Below are 19,339 nucleotides of genomic sequence, written 5' to 3'. Positions count from 1 at the left end.
GTCAGATGGGTCCGGGTGCTCCGCAGCCTCCGGGTCCTCCTGGTGCGCCGCGTCCTCCGGGCTCCACGCCGCCGCCTCCCGGGCCGCCCGTGCCTCCCGGTGCGACGCCGCCTCCCGGCGGAGGGGTGCACCAGGCGGCGACGATGCTCGCCGGTCCCGCCCAGATGGGCCCCGGCGCCCCGCAGCCGCCCGGTCCGCCCGGCGTCCCCGGTGGCGTACCGCACCCCGGTCAGCCGGCGGGCGGTCCGCCCTCGTACGGGTACCCGCAGCAGCCGTCCGGTCTGCCGACCGTCGGCCCCGGCTACCAGGCGGTGCTGCGCTACCGCGCGCCCGACGGTTCCGAGGCCCAGCTGATCCGCCGTTCGGCGCCCGGCACCCCGCATCCGGAGTGGCAGATCCTGCACGAGCTGCGCGCCATGAACGTGCCGCCGCAGCAGGTGCTGGAGCTGCACACCGAGCTGGAGTCGTGCGACCTCCCGGGGGCGTACTGCGCCCGCATGATCCGCGAGACCTGGCCGCAGGCGCGGATCACCTCGATCGCCCCGTACGGCCGGGACCACGCGTCCCGTCAGCAGGGCATGGCACAACTGATCGCTCACCAGGGCGAGTTGCACCAGGTCGCGGACGGGCCCGCCAGGCCCGCTCCGGTGCGTGCCCCGCTGCCGCAGGTTCCGCCCGCCCCGCCGATCCCGCCCGAGGGTGTCGCGCAGGAGCTGGCGGCGGCCTTCGGTCCGCAGGGTCTGTGCCGGTTCGACCAGCGGGCCGTGTCGCGCCAGGGCGTGCCGGAGATCGTGGCGGCGACCCTGGTGTGGGCGGGTCTGCCGGGCGACTTCAACCCGTTCTTCTGGGCGCAGCCGGCCCAGCCGGTGGTGCCGACGCTGGCGGAGCTCGCCGCCCAGCGGCAGGTGCAGCCGGCGTCCGACGCGGGCTCGTACCTGGTGCTGGGCAGCGACTTCGGCCGCGCGATCTGTGTCCAGTACGGCACGGCGCACATCGTCGCGGTGCCGGTCGAGGCCGGACCGGGCGGTGCGCCGGTGGCGCCGCAGTTCGTGAACACGGGCCTGCCCGAGTTCGTGCGGTGCATGGCGCTGCTCGGCCGGATGTGGCGGCTGCGCTTCGGGCTCAACCCGGAGCAGGCGGGCCGCTGGACGGTCGACTTCCAGGCGCAGCTGGCCGCTCTGGATCCGGCGGCGCTGTCGTCGCCGGAGAGCTGGTGGTCGGTGCTGCTGGAGCAGATGTGGGACGGGCTGCTCTGACCCGCTGAGCAACCGACTGGGCGCCGTGGTCCGCGAGGCGGACCACGGCGCCCTGCTGTGGTGGGGCCCCGCACCCGTTCGTGGCCGACCGGGGCGGGGCCGTCGACGCCTACCGCCCGGCGGTGGTGTCCACGGTGCCGGCGAGGATCGCCGGTTCCAGCTCCTCGTAGCGCTGCCGCTGCCCGGCCCGGTCGCGTTCGGAGAGCACCGTGCCGAGCCGGCCCGCGAGGAAGCCGAGCGGGACGGAGACGAGGCCCGTCGTGGTGAACGGGAACCAGTTGAAGTCCGCGTCGGGGAAGACGGCCTGCGGTGACCCGGACACGAGGTTGCTGCCGGTCGTCAGGACGAGCGAGGCGACGGTGCCGGTCACGAGGGTGGCGAGCAGGCCCGTGCGGGAGAAGCGGCGCCAGAAGAGGCTGTAGACGAGCGCCGGCGCGACCGCTGAGGCGCCGATGCAGAACGACAGGATCAGCAGCGCCTGGAGGTTCAGGTGCCGGGCGCCGGCGGCGATGACGAGGGCGACCAGACCGACGCCGGCCGCGGCGGCCCGGGCGATGGCCGTCTCGGTGCGGGGCGCCAGCGCCGCCCGGCGACGCAGGCCGTGCGCGACGAGGTCGTGCGCCAGGGTGTTGGCGCAGGCGAGCGTGATTCCGGCGACCGAGGCGAGCAGCGTGAGGAAGATCGCCGTGGCCACCGCCGTGAACAGCAGGGTTTCGAGCGTCGTCGGATCGGTGCCGAGGACGGCCTGAGTGACCATCAGGAAGGCGGTCTTGCCCTGCGGGTCGCCGGCGACGAGCACCTCGTGGCCGACGATCGCCGCCGCGCCGAAGCCGATGACGACGATCAGGAGGCAGGTCACGACGACGATCGAGACGGCCCACGACATCGACCGCCGCACGGCGGTCGCGCTCCGCGCGGTGAACATGCGCATCGTGATCTGCGGCAGCACGGCGGCGCCGAGTACGACCGTCAACTGGGTGCTGATCATGTCGAGTTCGTCGCCGGCGAACTGGAGACCGGAGGCCAGGTAGGCGTCGCCCGCCCCGCTGCCCCGCGCGGCAGTGTCCAGCAGTACGGGCAGGCTGAAGTCGAAGCGTTCCAGGACGAGCAGGGCGACCGCGGTGGCCGCGACCAGCAGGACGACGGTCTTGACGATCTGGATGAAGGCGGTGCCCTTCATGCCGCCGATCGCCGCGTACGCGATCATCAGCAGGCCGAGGAACACGATCGCCCCGGTCTTGAACCCGTCGGCGTGGAAGCCGAGGACGACGGCGAGCAGATCGCCCGCGCCCGCGAGCTGGAAGACGACCAGCGGCAGCAGCGCGGTGAGGGTGACGGCGGCGGTGACGATGCGTACGGCGGGGCCCTGGGCGCGGCGGGAGAAGACGTCCCCCATGGTGAACCGGCCCGCGTTGCGCAGGGGTTCGGCCAGCAGGAACATCATCAGCACCAGGGAGAGCACGGTGCTCAGGGCGAGCGTCACCCCGTCGTAGCCGAGGAGCGCGATGATGCCGATGGTGCCGAGCACGGTGCCGGCGGAGATGTAGTCGCCGGCGATGGCGAGGCCGCTCTGCACGGGGGTCAGCGAGCGGTAGCCGGTGTAGAACTCACCCAGGTCGTCGCGGTCGGGGCCGGTCATCACGCACAGCAGGAGCGTGACCGTGATGACGGTGATGAAGGCGATCAGCGACATGGTCTGCGCCTCGGAGCTGAAGCCGGTCATGCGCGCGCACCGCCCGTCGGCTGCTGCCAGGAGGGGCGGCCCGGACGGCCGGCACGTTCCTGCGGGGCCGCGGCGGCCGCCTCGGCCCGTTGCCGTATCGCCTGCGCGAGCGGGTCGACCCGCCGGCGCGCGATCCGTTCGTAGACCGCGATCGCGGCGAGCGCCACGGGCAGTTGGAGGAGGCCGAGGACGAGTCCGGTGGTCAGTCCGCCGGAGACGCGGCCGGTCATCATGCCGGGGGCGTAGCCGGACAGGATCAGGAAGAGGACGAAGTAGCCGAGCGCGGTGAACGTCGCGACGCGGCGCAGCCGGCGGTAGGCCGAGCCGAGCTCGCGCATGTCGCCGCGGTCGTCGGGGACGGGCTGCTGCGCGGGCCGCTGCGGGTCGGCGGCCCAGGGGTGCTCGGGCTGCTGCCGGTCGATGCCCCCGGGGTGCTGGGGCTGCTGCCGGTCGGCGTTCCAGGCGTGCTCCGGCTGCCGGCGGCCGGTGGTCCAGGGGTCCGGGTCCTCGTCCCATGCCGGCGGCGCGGCCTCGTGGCGGTGGCGGCCCGCCGGTCGGGGCTGCGGGGGCGGTTCGGGGAAGAGCTGGTGGTACGACATCGTCTCGCTCCTATGCCGCCTCGGGGAACGGGGCGGGTGGCGCTGGTGGTCCGCGTACGTTACTTACCGGTAGGGGCGCGGCGTAAGGGGTTACTGACTGTTCGGTATGTCGTTTCGGTGACGATTCCCGGCGGCGGGGGCCGCGCTCCCCGTGAACCGCCTCAGGCGTCGTTCCGGTCCGCGATGACCGGGAAACGGCGCGGGGCCACGAACACCAGGGCCAGCAGCGCCAGTCCGGCGGCGGCCGCCGCGCCCACGTAGACGTGGTCCACCGCCGCGTCCACCGCCCGGCGCAGCGTGTCGCTCGCCGCGCCCGACGCGGGGTGCTCCAGCGCACGCGAGACGGAGTCGAGGTCGCCGCCGCCCAGGCGGGAGACGAGCACGGCGTTGGCGATCGCGCCGAACAGAGCCGCGCCCACCGACTGGCCCACCTGGCGGCAGAAGAGCACCGACGCGGTCGTCGTGCCGCGCTCGGACCAGCCGACGGTGGACTGGACGCCGACGATCAGGGGGAGTTGGAAGAGACCGAGCGCGGCGCCGAGCAGCAGCATGACGAGCGCCGGCTGCCAGGGCGCGCCGGGGAAGGGCAGCAGGGGGAACGCGAGCAGGATCAGCATCGCCAGGCCGATGCCGATGATCGCGGTCAGGCGGAAGCCGATGCGTGTGTAGACGTGGTTGGACAGTGCGGCGGTGACCGGCCAGCTCAGCGTCATCACCGAGAGCACGAAGCCCGCCGCGATGGGCCCGAGGCCGAGGACGGACTGGGCGTACGTCGGCAGGAACACCGTCGGGGCAACCATCAGCAGGCCCAGCGCCCCCAGGGCGAGGTTCACCGCGGCGATGGTGCGGCGTCGCCACACCCAGCCGGGGATGATCGGCTCGGCGGCGCGGCGTTCGACGACGGCCGTGACGGCGATCAGGACGGCGCTGCCACCGAGCAGCGCGAGGGACGGCGCCGACAGCCAGGGCCAGGCGATGCCGCCCTGCACCAGGGCGGTGAGGAGGAGCGTGCCCGCCGCGAAGACGAGCAGCGCTCCCGCCCAGTCGACACGGGGGCGGGTCGCGGGCGCGGGGCGGGACGGCTCGACGAGGTGGCGGACGACCAGCCACAGCGCGACGGCCCCGATGGGCAGGTTGATCAGGAAGATCCAGCGCCAGTCGGCGTACGCGGCGAGCAGCCCGCCGATCGCCGGGCCCGCGACCGCCGACGTCGCCCACACCGTCGACAGCCTGGCCTGGATCCGGGGCCGTTCCTTCAACGGGTACAGGTCGGCCGCGATCGTCTGCACCGTGCCCTGGAGCGCGCCCCCGCCCAGCCCCTGGACGACGCGGAACGCGATGAGCGCGGCCATGTTCCAGGCGACGGCGCACAGCAGGGACCCGATCAGGAACAGCACGATGCCCGCGACGAGGACGGGCTTGCGGCCGAAGGTGTCGGACAGCTTGCCGTAGACGGGCAGCGTGACGGTGACGGCGAGGAGGTAGCCGGAGAACAGCCAGGAGAAGACGGCGAAGCCGCCGAGGTCGCCGACGATCTGCGGTACGGCGGTGGAGACGATGGTCCCGTCGAGCGCGGCGAGCGCCATCCCGAGCATGAGCGCGGCGACCACGGGCCCACGCCGCGCGGGCTTCCCACGCCGCCCGGCCGACGCGCCCTCGGCGCCCCCACCGGCCCCGGCCCCGGCACGGGTCCCCGGCGGGGGCGCCGCGGTCGGATCGTTCTCCGTCGCTTCTCGGCGTCCGGGGGTGTCCTCGACGCCCACGTCAGATCCTTTCCCCATGCATCTATTCCGGGGGACACCCTCTCACTTGAGCCTCACGCGGGGGGAGGGTGCACTCTCGTCCGAGTGCGGCTCCACCTGAGGGTGGAGGGCCCCTAGGGGCTTCTCCTTACTTCCGCTCAGGGGACGGTCGTCCCGGCGGACGACGAGAAGGGCCGGGGCCGTTCCTTAACTTGGTCTTACGGCCGCAGCTGGGGCCGCGCACCGGCCGAGGGGTGGGGAAAACCCCCGGTCGGAACGGGGCTGCGCACCAGCGCGCCGGACCGCTTCTGTCGCAAGACTCGACCCGTACCTGTGGCGATCCGTCGTCACTTCCCACACCTAGGAGACCTACCGTGACAACGGCTGTAACCACCCCCGCGCACGGGGAGACCGGAGGGCGCACGGCCGTCGCCGCACGGGGGCGGCAGGTCGTCAAGGCTTACGGCGCCGGGGAGACCCGGGTCGTCGCGCTCGATCACGTCGACGTGGACATCGCCCGGGGGCAGTTCACCGCCATCATGGGCCCGTCCGGCTCCGGCAAGTCGACGCTGATGCACTGTCTGGCCGGCCTCGACACCGTCACCTCCGGCCAGATCTTCCTCGACGACACCGAGATCACCGGGCTCAAGGACAAGAAGCTGACCCAACTGCGCCGGGACCGGATCGGGTTCATCTTCCAGGCGTTCAACCTGCTGCCGACGCTGAACGCCCTGGAGAACATCACGCTTCCCATGGACATCGCCGGCCGCAAGCCGGACGCGGCCTGGCTGAACAGGGTCGTCGAGACCGTCGGCCTGGGGGAGCGGCTCAAGCACCGGCCGACCCAGCTGTCCGGTGGTCAGCAGCAGCGCGTCGCCGTCGCCCGTGCGCTGGCCGCCCGGCCCGAGATCATCTTCGGTGACGAGCCGACCGGAAACCTCGACTCCCGGGCGGGCGCCGAAGTCCTCGGCTTCCTGCGCCGCTCCGTCGACGAACTCGGCCAGACCATCGTGATGGTCACGCACGACCCGGTCGCCGCCTCCTACGCGGACCGCGTGCTCTACCTCGCCGACGGCCGCATCGTCGACGAGATGCTCCGGCCCACGGCCGACGCCGTCCTCGACCGGATGAAGGACTTCGACGCCCGGGGGCGTACGTCATGACCGTCCTCAAGACCTCTCTGCGCAACTTCCTCGCGCACAAGGGCCGCATGGCGCTGTCCGCGGTGGCGGTGCTGCTGTCCGTCGCCTTCGTGTCGGGCACGCTGGTGTTCACCGACACGATGAACACCACGTTCGACAAGCTCTTCGCCGTGAGCGCCGCCGACGTCACCGTCACCCCCAAGGGCTCCGGCGACGACGAGAACCCGGCCACCGGCAAGCCCGAGGCGCTGCCCGCCTCCCTCGTCGACGACGTCGTCGCGGCCGAGGGCGTCGCCTCCGCCGAGGGCGCGGTCATGAGCATGAGCGTGACCGTCGTCGACTCGGCGAACAAGAACATGGGATCCGACGGCGGAGCCCCGACGATCGCCGCCAACTGGACGAAGAACGAACTCAAGTCGATGGAGATCACCTCCGGCCACGCACCCCGTGGCCCCACCGAGGTGATGGTCGACGCCGACACCGCCGACAAGCACGGCCTGAAGCTCGGCGACGAACTGCGCACGATCGCCGTCACCGGTGACTTCACCGCGAAGATCTCCGGGATCGCCTCCTTCAAGGTGACCAACCCGGGCGCGGCCGTCGTCTACTTCGACACCGCGACCGCCCAGCGCGGACTGCTCGGCGAGGAGGGCCTGTTCACCCATGTCCTCGTCAGCGCCGCGCCCGGCGTGGACCATGCGCAGCTCAAGAAGAACGTGTCCGCCGCGCTGGACGCCCCGTACAAGCTGCAGACCGCGAAGGAATCGGCGGACGCGGGCCGTGAGGAGGTCGGCTCCTTCCTCGACGTGATGAAGTACGCGATGCTCGGGTTCGCCGGGATCGCGCTCCTCGTCGGCATCTTCCTCATCGTCAACACCTTCTCGATGCTGGTCGCCCAGCGCACCCGCGAGATCGGCCTGATGCGGGCGATCGGCTCCAGCCGCAAGCAGGTCAACCGCTCCGTGCTGGTCGAGGCGCTGCTGCTCGGCGTGGTCGGCTCCGTCGCGGGCGTCGCGGCCGGTGTGGGCCTTGCCGTCGGGCTGATGAAGCTGATGGGCGCGGTCGGCATGAACCTCTCGACCGACGACCTGACCGTGAAGTGGACGACCCCCGCCGTCGGCCTGACGCTCGGTGTCATCGTGACCGTGCTCGCCGCGTACGTCCCGGCCCGCCGGGCCGGCAAGGTCTCCCCGATGGCGGCCCTGCGCGACGCGGGCACCCCGGCGGACGGCAGGGCGGGACTGGTCCGCGGCATCATCGGCCTCGTCCTCACGGGCGGCGGCGCGGCCGCGCTCGTCGTCGCCGCCCAGGCCGACAAGGCGAGCGAGGGATCGATGTTCCTCGGCCTCGGCGTCGTCCTGTCCCTCATCGGCTTCATCGTCATCGGCCCGCTCCTCGCCGGCGTCGTGGTCCGGGTCATCAGCGCCCTGGTGCTGCGGATGTTCGGCCCCGTCGGACGGATGGCGGAGCGCAACGCGCTGCGCAACCCGCGCCGCACCGGGGCGACCGGCGCCGCGCTGATGATCGGCCTCGCGCTGGTGGCCTGCCTGTCCGTGGTCGGCTCGTCCATGGTCGCCTCGGCGACCGAGGAGCTGGACAAGTCGGTCGGCGCGGACTTCATCGTGCAGTCGTCGGCCAACGACGGCAGGCCGATCGTGCCGAAGGCCCAGCAGGCGCTGGAGAAGGCGCCGGACATCGCGCACGTCACCGAGTACCGGAACGTGCGGGCGAGGATCACCGCCCCCGACGGTGCCTCCGAGGACCTGAACCTGGTCGCCGCCGACCCGACGTACGCCGACGACCTGCGCCGCGAGACCGTCGCGGGCGAGCTGAAGGCCGCATACGGCAAGGACGCGATGTCCGTCGGCGACGACTACGCGAAGAAGCACGGCGTGGAAGTCGGCGACTCGATCCGGGTGGCGTTCACACACGGGCAGAGCACGGACCTGAAGGTCGCCGCGATCACCTCCGACGACACGAACGTCGACAAGGGCGCGATGTACCTGAACCTCACGACCGCGGCCCGGTACGTCCCCGCCGACAGGATGCCCCAGAACCTGATCATGTTCGCCAAGGCGGTGGACGGCAAGGAGAAGGAGGCGTACGCCGCCCTCAAGAAGTCCCTGGCCGAGTACCCGCAGTACAAGGTGCAGAACCAGACCGACTTCAAGCAGGACCTCAAGGACCAGATCGGTCAGCTGCTGAACATCGTCTACGGCCTGCTGGCGCTCGCGATCATCGTCGCGGTCCTCGGTGTGGTGAACACGCTCGCGCTGTCGGTGGTCGAACGGACCCGGGAGATCGGCCTGATGCGCGCCATCGGCCTCTCGCGCCGCCAGCTGCGCCGCATGATCCGCCTGGAGTCGGTGGTCATCGCCCTGTTCGGCGCCCTGCTCGGGCTCGGCCTGGGCATGGGCTGGGGCACCTCGGCGCAGAAGCTGCTCGCGCTGGAGGGACTGGGCGTTCTGGAGATCCCGTGGCCGACGATCATCACGGTCTTCGTGGGCTCGGCGTTCGTGGGACTGTTCGCCGCGCTGGTGCCCGCGTTCCGCGCGGGCCGGATGAACGTGCTCAACGCGATCGCCACCGAGTAGCGGCAAGCGGCGGGTCCGGCACGGGGGTGCGGGCTCGGCGGCGGCGGCCCCGGATGTCCACGGCGGACGTCCGGGGCCGCCGCCATGTGCCCGGCCCGGCCGGAGTGCGCGGGGCCGGCCGTCGTGCGCGTGGCGCGGGCCGTCAGGACCGCAGCCGGAGCAGCAGGAAGCCGCCCGCCTCCCCGGTGAGGGAATAGCGGGCGCCGGGGTGCAGCGTCACGGCGTACTCCTCCGGCCGCGGGAAGCCGCCGTCCCTGTTGTCCAGGGCGATGTAGTCCGGTGTCTCGCCCCGCGCACCGCCCACCCAGAAGACGCGGCAGCGGCCGGCCAGCCGGCTGATGGGGCCGATGTTCGCCTCGACCGACGCCCCGTCCGGTATGCGCTCCAGCAGCCGTTCCGCGGCGATCACCTGATCACTCCTGCGGTAGGTCGCGGGATCGGTGAGCGCGGCCAGGGGCAGCGTGGTCGTCAGCGCGAGTGCCGCGGCCGCCGTGCCGGCGGGCAGCCGGAAGGCGTAGGCGCGCAGCCAGGAGCGCGGGCTGCGGCGGCAGATGTCCACGGCGTCGGCCAGCGCAAGGGCGAGGACGGGCATGAGGACCGCGTTGTAGTGCCAGTCGGTCGACCAGTAGTGGTCGTCGGCCGACAGGAAGCGCCAGCCGAGGGTCGGCAGGGCCACCAGCAGCAGCGGCGAGCGCAGCGCGAGCAGACCCGTCGTCGGCAGCAGGAGCCAGGCGAGGGTGCGGAGTTTGACGTCGACCGCGGTGGTGAGGAAGTCCGCCGCGCTGTCGTGCCGGCCCACCTTGTCCCAGTAGTCGTACCCGCCGCCGGTGTTGAAGGCGGGGATGACCAGCGTCAGCGTGACCAGTACCGCCACCACCCCGAACGCGGCGGTCCCGAGCGCCCACAGGGCCGCCCGGGGCGAGGCGCGCCGGGCGCGCAGCGCCACGACGACGCCGATCGCGGCGACGGTCAGTCCGAGGTCCTCCTTGACGAGGACCAGCGGGACGGCGAACGCCAGGGCGCGGTACCAGCGCCCGCGCAGGACGGCCTCCAGAGCGAACGCGATCAACGGCACGGCGAAGGCGATCTCGTGGAAGTCGAAGTCGACCGCGCGCTGCACGCCCCACGACAGCCCGTACGCGAGACCCATCGAGGTCCCCGCGATACGGGCCACGGGGATCACCGACAGGGCGAAGAGCGCGGCTTGCGCGACCAGCAGGGTGACGGGGGACGGGAAGAGCCGGTAGGGCGCGGCGAGAAGCGCGGTGACCGGGCTGAAATGGTCGCCGAGGATGTGCGTCCCGGGCCCCTTGAGATCCGCGACGGGCGCCTGGAGGTGGGCATAGGCCCGTATGGCCTGCTCGAAGATGCCCAGGTCCCAGGAGAGCGTCTCCATACGGCGGTAGCGGCAGACGGAGATCGTCGCGTACGCGACGAACAGCAGACCGGCGAGGACGTACGGCGCCGGGGCGCGGCGCCGTACCGAAGGCGCGGCCCGGGTCGCGGCGACCGCCCCGGTCGCGGGCGCGGCGAGGAGGACTCCTGGCATGAGAGGGCCCTTTTCGGTGGGGTGGTGCGGACGGTCGACGGTCAGGGGGACGAGGGGGAGCCCGTGTCGTCGCCGCCGGACGGCGGGAACGACGACGACAGACCCGTCGGGGTCGGGGACCGTTCGCCCGGCGACGGGACCACCGAGTCGGGCGGGGGCACCGACACGGAGGGCGAGGGCGAGGGTGACGGCGGTGCCGCCGGGACGCCCCCGTCGGGCGCGGCCAGGCCGACCGCGGTCAGGGCGCCCGCCCCGGCCAGCAGGCACACCGCGCACACGGCCGCCGCGGCGAGCGTGCGGCGTCTGCGCCGCGCCCCGCGGGCCGCCACGTGCCGGGCCGGTTCGGGCACGACGCGCCGGCCGCCGGCTTCGGCGGCCCGCTTGAGGGCGGCGCTCAGCGCCTCGTCGCCGCCTCCCGCCGCGGGGTCGGGGGTGCGGCCCGGGACGTCAGACACTGTGCTCCTCCTCCGAGGTCAGATGGGGCCGCAGCGCGGCCCTGGCGCGGGAGAGATGGGTCTTGACCGTGCCCGACGAGATTCCCGTCTCGGCGGCGACCTGTTCGACGGTGAGATCGCAGACGTAGTGCAGGACGGCCACCCGCCGCTGCCGCTCGGAGAGCTGCCGCAGCGCCGCGACCAGGGCGACGGTCTCCGCGTCCGGCGCGGGCGTGCTGTCCGGCAGCTCCCCGTTCCGCTGCCGCCAGGCAGCGGCCGCCCGGCCGCGCCTGCGCCACCGGCTCACCGCGAGCCGCCAGGCCACGGTGCGGATCCACGCGTCGGGCCGGGCGTCCCAGCGCAGCCGGGAGCGCCGCGCCCAGCCGCGTACGAACGCCTCCTGCACCACGTCCTGGGCCTCGTGCAGATCCCCCGTCATCAGATACACCTGCCCGACCAGGTGTTTCACGGAGTGCGCGTAGAACTCCTCGAACTCCTCGTCGGTCAATGCTGCTCCTGTCGGGGTGGTGGGTCTCACCGCTTATACGCACCCGGGAGGCGATCCGGTTGACGCCGGTGCGAGGTTTCTTTCCGGCGGCGTCCCCGGGTCCGCCCGGGGACGGGACGCGGCTGTCGTACCACCGTCGTACGCTGGAGACCCCCGGCCCGTTCCACGTGTCGGGCGCATCGCGTTGCCCACCCGGGACCCTCACGGGTCCTCCTGGACGGAAAGCCCTTCATGAGCCTGCACGGTCTGCTGGATGCCGTCGTACGTGACCCGGCGCTCGCCGAAGCGGTCAAGGCGGCCGGGGACGGTCACCGGATGCACGTCGATCTGGTCGGCCCGCCCGCCGCGCGGCCCTTCGCCGTGGCCGCCCTCGCCCGTGAGACGGGCAGGCCGGTGCTGGCCGTCACCGCCACTGGGCGGGAGGCCGAGGACCTGGCCGCGGCGCTGCGCTCGCTGCTGCCCGGCGAGGGCGTCGTCGAGTACCCGTCGTGGGAGACGCTGCCGCACGAGCGCCTGTCGCCCCGCTCCGACACGGTCGGCCGCCGCCTCGCCGTGCTGCGCCGCCTCGTGCACCCCTCTCCCGACGACCCGGCGGCGGGCCCCGTGCAGGTCGTCGTCGCGCCTGTGCGCTCCGTGCTCCAGCCGCAGGTCAAGGGCCTCGGCGACCTGGAGCCCGTGGAGCTGCGCACCGGACAGCAGGCCGATCTGAACGAGATCGTGGAGGGCCTCGCGGCCGCCGCGTACTCCCGGGTCGAACTGGTGGAGAAGCGCGGCGAGTTCGCGGTGCGCGGCGGCATCCTGGACGTCTTCCCGCCGACCGAGGAGCACCCCCTGCGGGTGGAGTTCTGGGGCGACGACGTCGAGGAGATCCGTTACTTCAAGGTCGCCGACCAGCGCTCGCTGGAGGTCGCGGAGCACGGGCTGTGGGCGCCGCCGTGCCGGGAGCTGCTGCTGACCGACGACGTACGGCAGCGCGCCGCGGCGCTCGCCGAGGCGCACCCGGAGCTCGGGGAGCTGCTCGGCAGGATCGCGGAGGGCATCGCGGTCGAGGGCATGGAGTCCCTGGCCCCCGTGCTCGTCGACGACATGGAGCTGCTGCTGGACGTCCTGCCGAAGGGCGCCATGGCCGTCGTGTGCGACCCGGAGCGGGTGCGCACGCGCGCGGCGGACCTCGTCGCCACCAGCCAGGAGTTCCTCCAGGCGTCGTGGGCGGCCACGGCAGGCGGGGGGGAGGCCCCGATCGACGTCGGCGCGGCGTCGCTGTGGGGCATCGCGGACGTCCGGGAGCGGGCCCGCGAGCTGGGCATGATGTGGTGGTCGGTGTCGCCCTTCGCCGCCGACGAGGAGCTGTCGGACGGGACGGTCAAGCTCGGCATGCACGCCCCGGAGTCGTACCGCGGCGACACCGCCCGGGCGCTCGCGGACACCAAGGGCTGGCTGGCCGACGGCTGGCGCACGGTCTATGTCACCGAGGCGCACGGCCCGGCGGCCCGCACGGTCGAGGTGCTGGGCGGCGAGGGCATCGCGGCCCGCCTCGACGCCGACCTCGCCGACATCTCCCCCTCCCTCGTGCACGTGGCGTGCGGCTCGATCGAGTACGGCTTCGTCGACCCGGCGCTGGGGCTCGCCGTGCTCACCGAGACCGACCTGTCCGGCCAGAAGGCGGCCGGCAAGGACGGCCAGCGGATGCCGACCCGGCGCCGCAAGACGATCGACCCGCTCACGTTGGAGACCGGCGACTACATCGTCCACGAGCAGCACGGCGTCGGCCGCTACATCGAGATGGTGCAGCGCACCGTGCAGGGCGCCACCCGCGAGTACCTGCTCGTCGAGTACGCCCCCGCCAAGCGCGGCCAGCCCGGCGACCGGCTCTACATCCCCACCGACCAGCTGGAGCAGGTCACCAAGTACGTGGGCGGCGAGGCGCCGACGCTGCACCGGCTCGGCGGCGCCGACTGGACGAAGACCAAGGCGCGCGCCAAGAAGGCGGTCAAGGAGATCGCGGCCGACCTCATCAAGCTGTACTCGGCCCGGATGGCCGCCCCCGGCCACGCCTTCGGCCAGGACACGCCGTGGCAGCGGGAGCTGGAGGACGCCTTCCCCTACGTGGAGACGCCCGACCAGCTGTCCACGATCGCCGAGGTCAAGGAGGACATGGAGAAGACGGTCCCGATGGACCGCCTGATCTGCGGCGACGTCGGATACGGCAAGACGGAGATCGCGGTACGGGCCGCCTTCAAGGCGGTCCAGGACGGCAAGCAGGTCGCCGTCCTCGTCCCGACGACGCTGCTGGTGCAGCAGCACTTCGGCACGTTCTCCGAGCGCTACTCCCAATTCCCGGTCGTCACCCGCGCCTTGTCCCGCTTCCAGTCGGACACGGAGGCCAAGGCGACGCTGGAGGGGCTGCGCGACGGCTCCGTCGACATCGTCATCGGCACGCACCGGCTCTTCTCGTCCGAGACGAAGTTCAAGGACCTGGGTCTCGTCATCGTCGACGAGGAGCAGCGCTTCGGCGTCGAGCACAAGGAGCAGCTGAAGAAGCTCCGCGCCAACGTGGACGTGCTGACGATGTCCGCCACGCCCATCCCGCGCACCCTGGAGATGGCGGTCACCGGCATCCGCGAGATGTCGACGATCACGACGCCCCCGGAGGAGCGGCACCCGGTGCTGACCTTCGTCGGACCGTACGAGCAGAAGCAGATCGGCGCGGCCGTCCGCCGCGAACTGCTGCGCGAGGGCCAGGTCTTCTACATCCACAACCGCGTCGAGTCGATCGACCGGGCGGCCGCGCGGCTGCGGGAGATCGTGCCCGAGGCCCGGATCGCCACCGCCCACGGCCAGATGGGCGAGAGCGCCCTGGAGCAGGTGGTCGTGGACTTCTGGGAGAAGAAGTTCGACGTGCTGGTCTCCACGACCATCGTCGAGTCCGGCATCGACATCTCCAACGCCAACACCCTCATCGTGGAGCGCGGCGACAACTTCGGCCTCTCCCAGCTGCACCAGCTGCGCGGACGTGTCGGCCGCGGCCGCGAGCGGGGTTACGCGTACTTCCTCTACCCGCCGGAGAAGCCCCTCACCGAGACCGCGCACGAGCGGCTCGCGACGATCGCCCAGCACACCGAGATGGGCGCCGGCATGTACGTCGCCATGAAGGACCTGGAGATCCGCGGCGCGGGCAACCTTCTGGGCGGCGAGCAGTCCGGCCACATCGCCGGCGTCGGCTTCGACCTGTACGTACGCATGGTGGGCGAGGCGGTCGCCGACTACCGCGCCTCCCTCGAAGGCGGCGTGGAGGAAGAGCCCCCTCTCGAGGTCAAGATCGAGCTGCCGGTCGACGCGCACGTCCCGCACGACTACGCGCCGGGCGAGCGGCTGCGGCTCCAGGCGTACCGCGCGATCGCCTCCGCCAACTCGGAGGAGGACGTCAAGGCGGTCCGCGAGGAGCTCACCGACCGCTACGGCAAGCTGCCGGAGCCCGTGGAGAACCTGCTGCTGGTGGCGGGTCTGCGGATGCTGGCGCGGGCGTGCGGCGTCGGCGAGATCGTGCTCCAGGGGCCCAACATCCGCTTCGGGCCGGTGGAGTTGCGCGAGTCGCAGGAGCTGCGGCTGAAGCGGCTGTACCCGCGCACGGTGATCAAGCCGGCCGTCCACCAGATCCTGGTGCCGCGCCCGACGAGCGGGAAGATCGGCGGGAAGCCGGTGGTGGGGCGCGAACTGCTGGCGTGGACGGGCGAGTTCCTGACGACGATCCTCGGGTCGTAGCCCCGGCCCGGGGCCCGGACCTGTCCCTGGACCGGGCCCTGGCCCAGCCCCTGTCCCTGGCCCAGCCCCTGTCCCTGGCCCAGCCCCTGGCCCTGGCCCAGCCCCTGGCCCTGGCCCTGGCCCGGACCCTGGCCCTGGCCCTGGCCCGGACCCTGGACCGGACCCGGGGCCGACCCGGGCCGGCCCCAGGTCCGGTGGGTGTCAGAGCGCGCCGAGGTCCAGCGCCTGCGCCATCGCGCGGTACCCGGCGTCGCCCGGGTGCAGGTGGTCGCCCGCGTCGTAGGCGGGCAGGATGCGGTCCGGGTCGGCGGGGTCGGCCACCGCGCGGTCGAAGTCGACGACGGCGTCGTACGCGCCCGAGGTGCGGATCCAGGCGTTGACGGCGTCCCGCTTGGCCTCGTTCTCCGGGGTGTCGTAGAAGGAGCCCTTGATCGGGGTCAGCGTCGCGCCGATCACCGTGAGGCCCTTGGCGCGGGCCGCGCGGATCAGCGCCTTGTGGCCCTCGATGAGCTGCTCGGCGGAGACCTCGGGGGTGCCGCCGCCGGGGAAGGCGGGGCTGCTGCCGCCGATGTCGTTGATGCCTTCGAGGATGACGACCGTGCGGATGCCCGGCTCGGTGAGCACGTCCTTCTTGAAGCGCTCGATGCCCTTCTCGCCCGCCCAGGTGGTGTCGTTGGTGACCTGGTTGCCGCCGATGCCGTGATTGAGGACGCCGCGCGGGCGGCCGGCGGCGGCGAAGCGCTCCGCCAGCTCGTCGGGGTAGCGGTTGTCGGCGTCGACCGTCGAGCCGACGCCGTCGGTGATGGAGTCGCCGAAGGTCACCACGCCGTCCCGGCGCGCCCCGCCCGCCTGCCCGCCGGACACCTCGACGCCGGACAGGTAGTACCAGGACTCGCTGGTCTCGTCGAACGCCGAGCCGGACACGTCGGAGCGGTGGTCGCCCTCGGCGCGGTAGCTGGTGGCGGCGGCGAAGTGGTGGAAGGTGGCCGGGCCGGTCGGGCCGGCCAGGTAGAGCGTGACGGTGACCGAATCGAGAGCCTCGACCCGGAAGCCGACGCCGTCGCTGGTGGCGGTGGAGCCCGCCGGAACGGTGACGGACCCATGCTTGCCGAAGGTCAGCTGCCGCACGGTGCCGGGCTGCACGGCGCCGCCCTCGGCGGTGCGGGCCACGGTCGCTCCGGCGATGCGCAGCGGGGTGGTGCCGTACCGGTTGGAGAGTTCTATCCGGGCCTTGGTGCCGCCGGTGGAGACGCGGACGACCTGCCGGACCGTGTGGTCGGAGAAGCCCTGCGGCGACCAGTTGGGTGCGAAGGGGGCCGTCGGTTCCTGCGGCGACGCGGCCCAGGCGCCGCGCCACGCACGGTTGCCCTGCTGGTCCGCCGCGGTGGCTGTGGCCGTGAACGGCAGTGCGGTCAGCGTGACCGCGGCGAGGAGGGCAACGCCCGTGCGCCGTAGGGGATATGTGCTCTTCATCTGCTCCACCCGTCTGCTCGCTCCGTTGTCGATCACCTTCAAGCGGTCGTCGACTTCCGCTATTCCCCCGTCACTTGGGAAACGCCAGCGCGGTGAGCGAGCGGAAGACCTCCTCCGGCGTCCGGTCGCCGATCGGGTCGTCCAGGTTGTGGGTGAGGAGCAGTGTCGCGAAGCCGTGGGCGAGTGACCAGGCCGCGATGCCGGCGGTGCGCGGGTCGGGGCCCAGGGCGGTGACGCCGGCGCGCAGTTCGGCGGAGGCGCGTTCCTTGGCGGCCAGGAGGTCCGGGTCGTCGGCGCGGTGGAGGCCGGGCTGGAACATGATCTGGAAGTGGGCGGGGTGGTCGATGGCGAAGCGGATGTAGGCGATGCCGCGCTCGCGCAGGTCGGGGGCGTCCGCCAGGGCGTCGGCCAGCAGGCCGTACCCCTCGGCGGCGATGGCCGTCAAAAGGCCCGTGCGGTCCTTGAAGTGGTGGGCGGGGGCGGCGTGCGAGACGCCCGCGCGGCGGGCCAGGTCGCGCAGGCTCAGGGCGTCGGGGCCCTCGGCGGCGATGACGTCGAGGGCGGCGGTCAGTACGGCGTGCCGCAGGTCGCCGTGGTGGTAGGTGCGCCGGGTGGTCATGCTCAGCAGCGTACGCACAAACTAGGCATTGACAAGTTGGGGAGAGGAGAGGAATCTTGCCAGTGACAAGATGAGTACGTCGACGGAGGAGGACGACATGGCTGTGAACACCGAAGACACCGTGGAGCCCGGACGCGTACGCCAGATGTGGCATCTGCTGGAGCCCCTGCACGCCCTGCTCTACTACGCGCCGCCGGCCTTCGAAGAGGCCGCCGCCCTCGGATACGGGACGGACGAGCGCTGGCCCGGCTACTTCGCCTGGCGCGCCGCGCCCCTGGGCGAGGCGGGGACGGCGCGGGTCGCCTCGGCGTTCTACAGCTTCAGCCCCCGGATGGTGGGCCGGTACGTGCCGGCCGCCTGGCGGACCGCCGCCCCGGGCGACGTCGTCGCGGCCCGCCTGCGCGCCGTCGACCGTACCTACCGCGACGTCCTCGGGGACGCCGTCGGGACGCCCGCGCTCGCCGAGGCCGCCGCGCTCGCCCGCCGCGCCGCCGAGGCCGCCGACTGCGCCGGCCGGCCCCTCGCCGCCGCCAACGCCGCGCTGCCCTGGGCCGACGAGCCGCACCTCGTCCTGTGGCAGGCCGCCACTGTCCTGCGCGAGCACCGCGGCGACGGGCACATCGCCGCCCTGCTGACCGCCGGACTCGACCCGGTCGAGTCCCTGGTCTCCTTCGCCGGCATCGGCGCCGCGCCCGTCGAGACCTTCGCCAGTCGTGGCTGGAGCGCGGACGAATGGCGCGCGGGCCGTGAACGGCTCACGGCCCGCGGGCTGGTGGACCCCGACGGCACGGCCACCACCGAAGGACGCGCGCTGCGCGCCGAGATCGAGCGGTGTACGGACGAGACGGCCACCGGGCCCTGGGCGGCCCTCGGCCCGGACGACACCGCGCGCCTGTCCGAACTGCTCGGCCCCTACTGGCTCGCGGCCCTCGGCACCGGCCTGCTGCCCGCGCAGAACACGCTCGGCATCGGCAAGGTCTGACACGGCAGTGGCTCTGCACCGGCACGTCACGGCACGTCGGCACGGTCCGGCGCCGGAACCCGCCCCGGCACCGCACCACCGGCCCGGTACCGTACGGGCGTGACAAGACACGGGACGTTCGCGGGAGGGGCCGCGCTGCTGGCCGTGGTCGTGCTCGCCGGCTGCGATGCCACCGGTGCCCGGCAGCCCGGCGCCGACGCCAAGCCCACCCCGGGGCCGGCATCCGGCACCAGCCCGCTCGACAACCCCGAGGGGACCCGGCCCGGTCTGGGCGCCGTCACGACCGACCGCGACCGGGCGGCGGCCCGCGAGGTCATCGAAGCGCTGGCCACCAAGGGGCGGGGGCCCAGGACCGGTTACGACCGGGACGAGTTCGGCTACGCCTGGCTGGACACGGCGGACGGGGTCCCGCTCGCCCGGAACGGCTGCGACACCCGCAACGACTTGCTCGCCCGCGACGGCCACGACCTCGCCCACCGCTCCGGCTCCGACTGCGTCGTCGTGCGGATGACCCTGCACGACCCGTACACCGGCAGGACCGTCGAGTGGCGCAAGCGCCGGGCGTCCGAGGTGCAGATAGACCACGTCGTACCGCTCTCGTACAGCTGGCAGATGGGGGCGGCCCGCTGGGACGACGCCAAGCGGCGGCGCCTGGCGAACGACCCGCTCAACCTGCTGCCCGTCGACGGCCGCGCGAACAGTGCCAAGGGCGACTCCGGCCCCGCGTCCTGGCTGCCGCCGAACAAGCGGGTCCGCTGCTCCTACGCCGTGCGGTTCGCCCAGGTGGCGACGGCGTACGAACTCGCGGTGACCGCGGCCGACAAGCGGGCGATGCTGCGCCAGTGCGGCGGCTGACACGCTCCGGCGCCGGGACCGTGGAACAGGTGGAACGCGCGGCACGCAGGGCGGTGGACCCGAAGCCCGGGAGAAATCGGTGGGGCGGATTCTGAGGCGGT

At 73.0% G+C, this 19,339-nt stretch carries 14 protein-coding genes; 6 read left to right on the top strand and 8 right to left on the bottom strand.

Going from position 1 to position 19,339, the window contains the following annotated elements; all coding sequences use genetic code 11:
- The coding region (locus tag ACF08N_RS28780) for an SUKH-4 family immunity protein (RefSeq protein WP_392327623.1) at positions 1 to 1,256 on the top strand (1,256 nt) is incomplete at its 5' end.
- A gap of 109 nt (positions 1,257 to 1,365) precedes the next feature.
- On the opposite strand, the gene ACF08N_RS28775 is transcribed toward ACF08N_RS28780, so the two are convergent.
- From ACF08N_RS28775 to ACF08N_RS28765, 3 genes are all read right to left on the bottom strand, one after another.
- On the bottom strand, positions 1,366 to 2,979 hold the full coding sequence (locus ACF08N_RS28775) for a cation acetate symporter (protein WP_392327622.1): 1,614 nt from the start codon (positions 2,977 to 2,979) through the stop codon (positions 1,366 to 1,368).
- The gene (locus ACF08N_RS28770) at positions 2,976 to 3,578 is read right to left on the bottom strand and encodes a DUF485 domain-containing protein (RefSeq protein WP_392327621.1); all 603 of its coding nucleotides are present in this window, start codon (positions 3,576 to 3,578) and stop codon (positions 2,976 to 2,978) included. The genes ACF08N_RS28775 and ACF08N_RS28770 overlap by 4 nt, the downstream gene beginning before the upstream one ends.
- A gap of 161 nt (positions 3,579 to 3,739) precedes the next feature.
- Positions 3,740 to 5,341 carry an MFS transporter gene (locus ACF08N_RS28765; RefSeq protein ID WP_392327620.1) on the bottom strand — a complete coding sequence of 534 codons (1,602 nt, stop codon included), beginning with the start codon at positions 5,339 to 5,341 and terminating at the stop codon, positions 3,740 to 3,742.
- A 353-nt stretch (positions 5,342 to 5,694) separates the two neighbouring features.
- Here ACF08N_RS28765 and ACF08N_RS28760 point away from each other — a divergent pair, with 353 nt between their 5' ends.
- Entirely contained in the window at positions 5,695 to 6,483 is a 789-nt protein-coding gene (locus tag ACF08N_RS28760) for an ABC transporter ATP-binding protein (protein WP_392327619.1), read from the top strand.
- Complete coding sequence (locus tag ACF08N_RS28755; RefSeq protein ID WP_392327618.1) at positions 6,480 to 9,056, top strand: ABC transporter permease; 2,577 nt, start codon at positions 6,480 to 6,482, stop codon at positions 9,054 to 9,056. The genes ACF08N_RS28760 and ACF08N_RS28755 overlap by 4 nt, the downstream gene beginning before the upstream one ends.
- 142 nt (positions 9,057 to 9,198) lie before the next feature.
- Here ACF08N_RS28755 and ACF08N_RS28750 read toward each other — a convergent pair whose 3' ends face one another.
- From ACF08N_RS28750 to ACF08N_RS28740, 3 genes are read right to left on the bottom strand one after another with little or no spacing between them, the layout of a single operon-like run.
- On the bottom strand, positions 9,199 to 10,605 hold the full coding sequence (locus ACF08N_RS28750) for a DUF2079 domain-containing protein (RefSeq protein ID WP_392327617.1): 1,407 nt from the start codon (positions 10,603 to 10,605) through the stop codon (positions 9,199 to 9,201).
- A 41-nt stretch (positions 10,606 to 10,646) separates the two neighbouring features.
- On the bottom strand, positions 10,647 to 11,060 hold the full coding sequence (locus ACF08N_RS28745; protein ID WP_392327616.1) for a hypothetical protein: 414 nt from the start codon (positions 11,058 to 11,060) through the stop codon (positions 10,647 to 10,649).
- The gene (locus tag ACF08N_RS28740; protein WP_392327615.1) at positions 11,053 to 11,547 is read right to left on the bottom strand and encodes a SigE family RNA polymerase sigma factor; all 495 of its coding nucleotides are present in this window, start codon (positions 11,545 to 11,547) and stop codon (positions 11,053 to 11,055) included. The genes ACF08N_RS28745 and ACF08N_RS28740 overlap by 8 nt, the downstream gene beginning before the upstream one ends.
- Before the next feature lie 231 nt (positions 11,548 to 11,778).
- On the opposite strand from ACF08N_RS28740, the gene mfd reads away from it, so the two are divergent.
- Entirely contained in the window at positions 11,779 to 15,309 is a 3,531-nt protein-coding gene (gene mfd / locus ACF08N_RS28735; RefSeq protein ID WP_392327614.1) for a transcription-repair coupling factor, read from the top strand.
- A 201-nt stretch (positions 15,310 to 15,510) separates the two neighbouring features.
- On the opposite strand, the gene ACF08N_RS28730 is transcribed toward mfd, so the two are convergent.
- Both ACF08N_RS28730 and ACF08N_RS28725 read right to left on the bottom strand, forming a co-directional pair.
- Entirely contained in the window at positions 15,511 to 16,782 is a 1,272-nt protein-coding gene (locus ACF08N_RS28730; protein WP_392327613.1) for an SGNH/GDSL hydrolase family protein, read from the bottom strand.
- A 70-nt stretch (positions 16,783 to 16,852) separates the two neighbouring features.
- Positions 16,853 to 17,401: a TetR/AcrR family transcriptional regulator gene (locus ACF08N_RS28725; RefSeq protein WP_392327612.1), complete on the bottom strand. Its 549-nt coding sequence runs from the start codon at positions 17,399 to 17,401 to the stop codon at positions 16,853 to 16,855.
- Between the two features lie 97 nt (positions 17,402 to 17,498).
- Here ACF08N_RS28725 and ACF08N_RS28720 point away from each other — a divergent pair, with 97 nt between their 5' ends.
- Both ACF08N_RS28720 and ACF08N_RS28715 read left to right on the top strand, forming a co-directional pair.
- On the top strand, positions 17,499 to 18,383 hold the full coding sequence (locus tag ACF08N_RS28720; RefSeq protein WP_392327611.1) for a hypothetical protein: 885 nt from the start codon (positions 17,499 to 17,501) through the stop codon (positions 18,381 to 18,383).
- 99 nt (positions 18,384 to 18,482) lie between these two features.
- The gene (locus tag ACF08N_RS28715) at positions 18,483 to 19,238 is read left to right on the top strand and encodes an HNH endonuclease family protein (protein ID WP_392327610.1); all 756 of its coding nucleotides are present in this window, start codon (positions 18,483 to 18,485) and stop codon (positions 19,236 to 19,238) included.
- Positions 19,239 to 19,339: the final 101 nt, after the last annotated feature.

Source organism: Streptomyces sp. NPDC015127 (assembly GCF_043080095.1).
GTDB lineage: Bacteria > Actinomycetota > Actinomycetes > Streptomycetales > Streptomycetaceae > Streptomyces.
Note: the sequence above shows the minus strand (reverse complement) of the source record. Positions and strands in the feature narration are given on the sequence as shown.

Coding starts and splice junctions, on each gene's coding strand:
- ACF08N_RS28775 (WP_392327622.1), bottom strand. CDS start 2,979: ATGACCGGCTTCAGCTCCGAGGCGCAGACCATGTCGCTGATCGCCTTC.
- ACF08N_RS28770 (WP_392327621.1), bottom strand. CDS start 3,578: ATGTCGTACCACCAGCTCTTCCCCGAACCGCCCCCGCAGCCCCGACCG.
- ACF08N_RS28755 (WP_392327618.1), top strand. CDS start 6,480: ATGACCGTCCTCAAGACCTCTCTGCGCAACTTCCTCGCGCACAAGGGC.
- ACF08N_RS28750 (WP_392327617.1), bottom strand. CDS start 10,605: ATGCCAGGAGTCCTCCTCGCCGCGCCCGCGACCGGGGCGGTCGCCGCG.
- mfd (WP_392327614.1), top strand. CDS start 11,779: ATGAGCCTGCACGGTCTGCTGGATGCCGTCGTACGTGACCCGGCGCTC.
- ACF08N_RS28730 (WP_392327613.1), bottom strand. CDS start 16,782: ATGAAGAGCACATATCCCCTACGGCGCACGGGCGTTGCCCTCCTCGCC.
- ACF08N_RS28725 (WP_392327612.1), bottom strand. CDS start 17,401: ATGACCACCCGGCGCACCTACCACCACGGCGACCTGCGGCACGCCGTA.
- ACF08N_RS28720 (WP_392327611.1), top strand. CDS start 17,499: ATGGCTGTGAACACCGAAGACACCGTGGAGCCCGGACGCGTACGCCAG.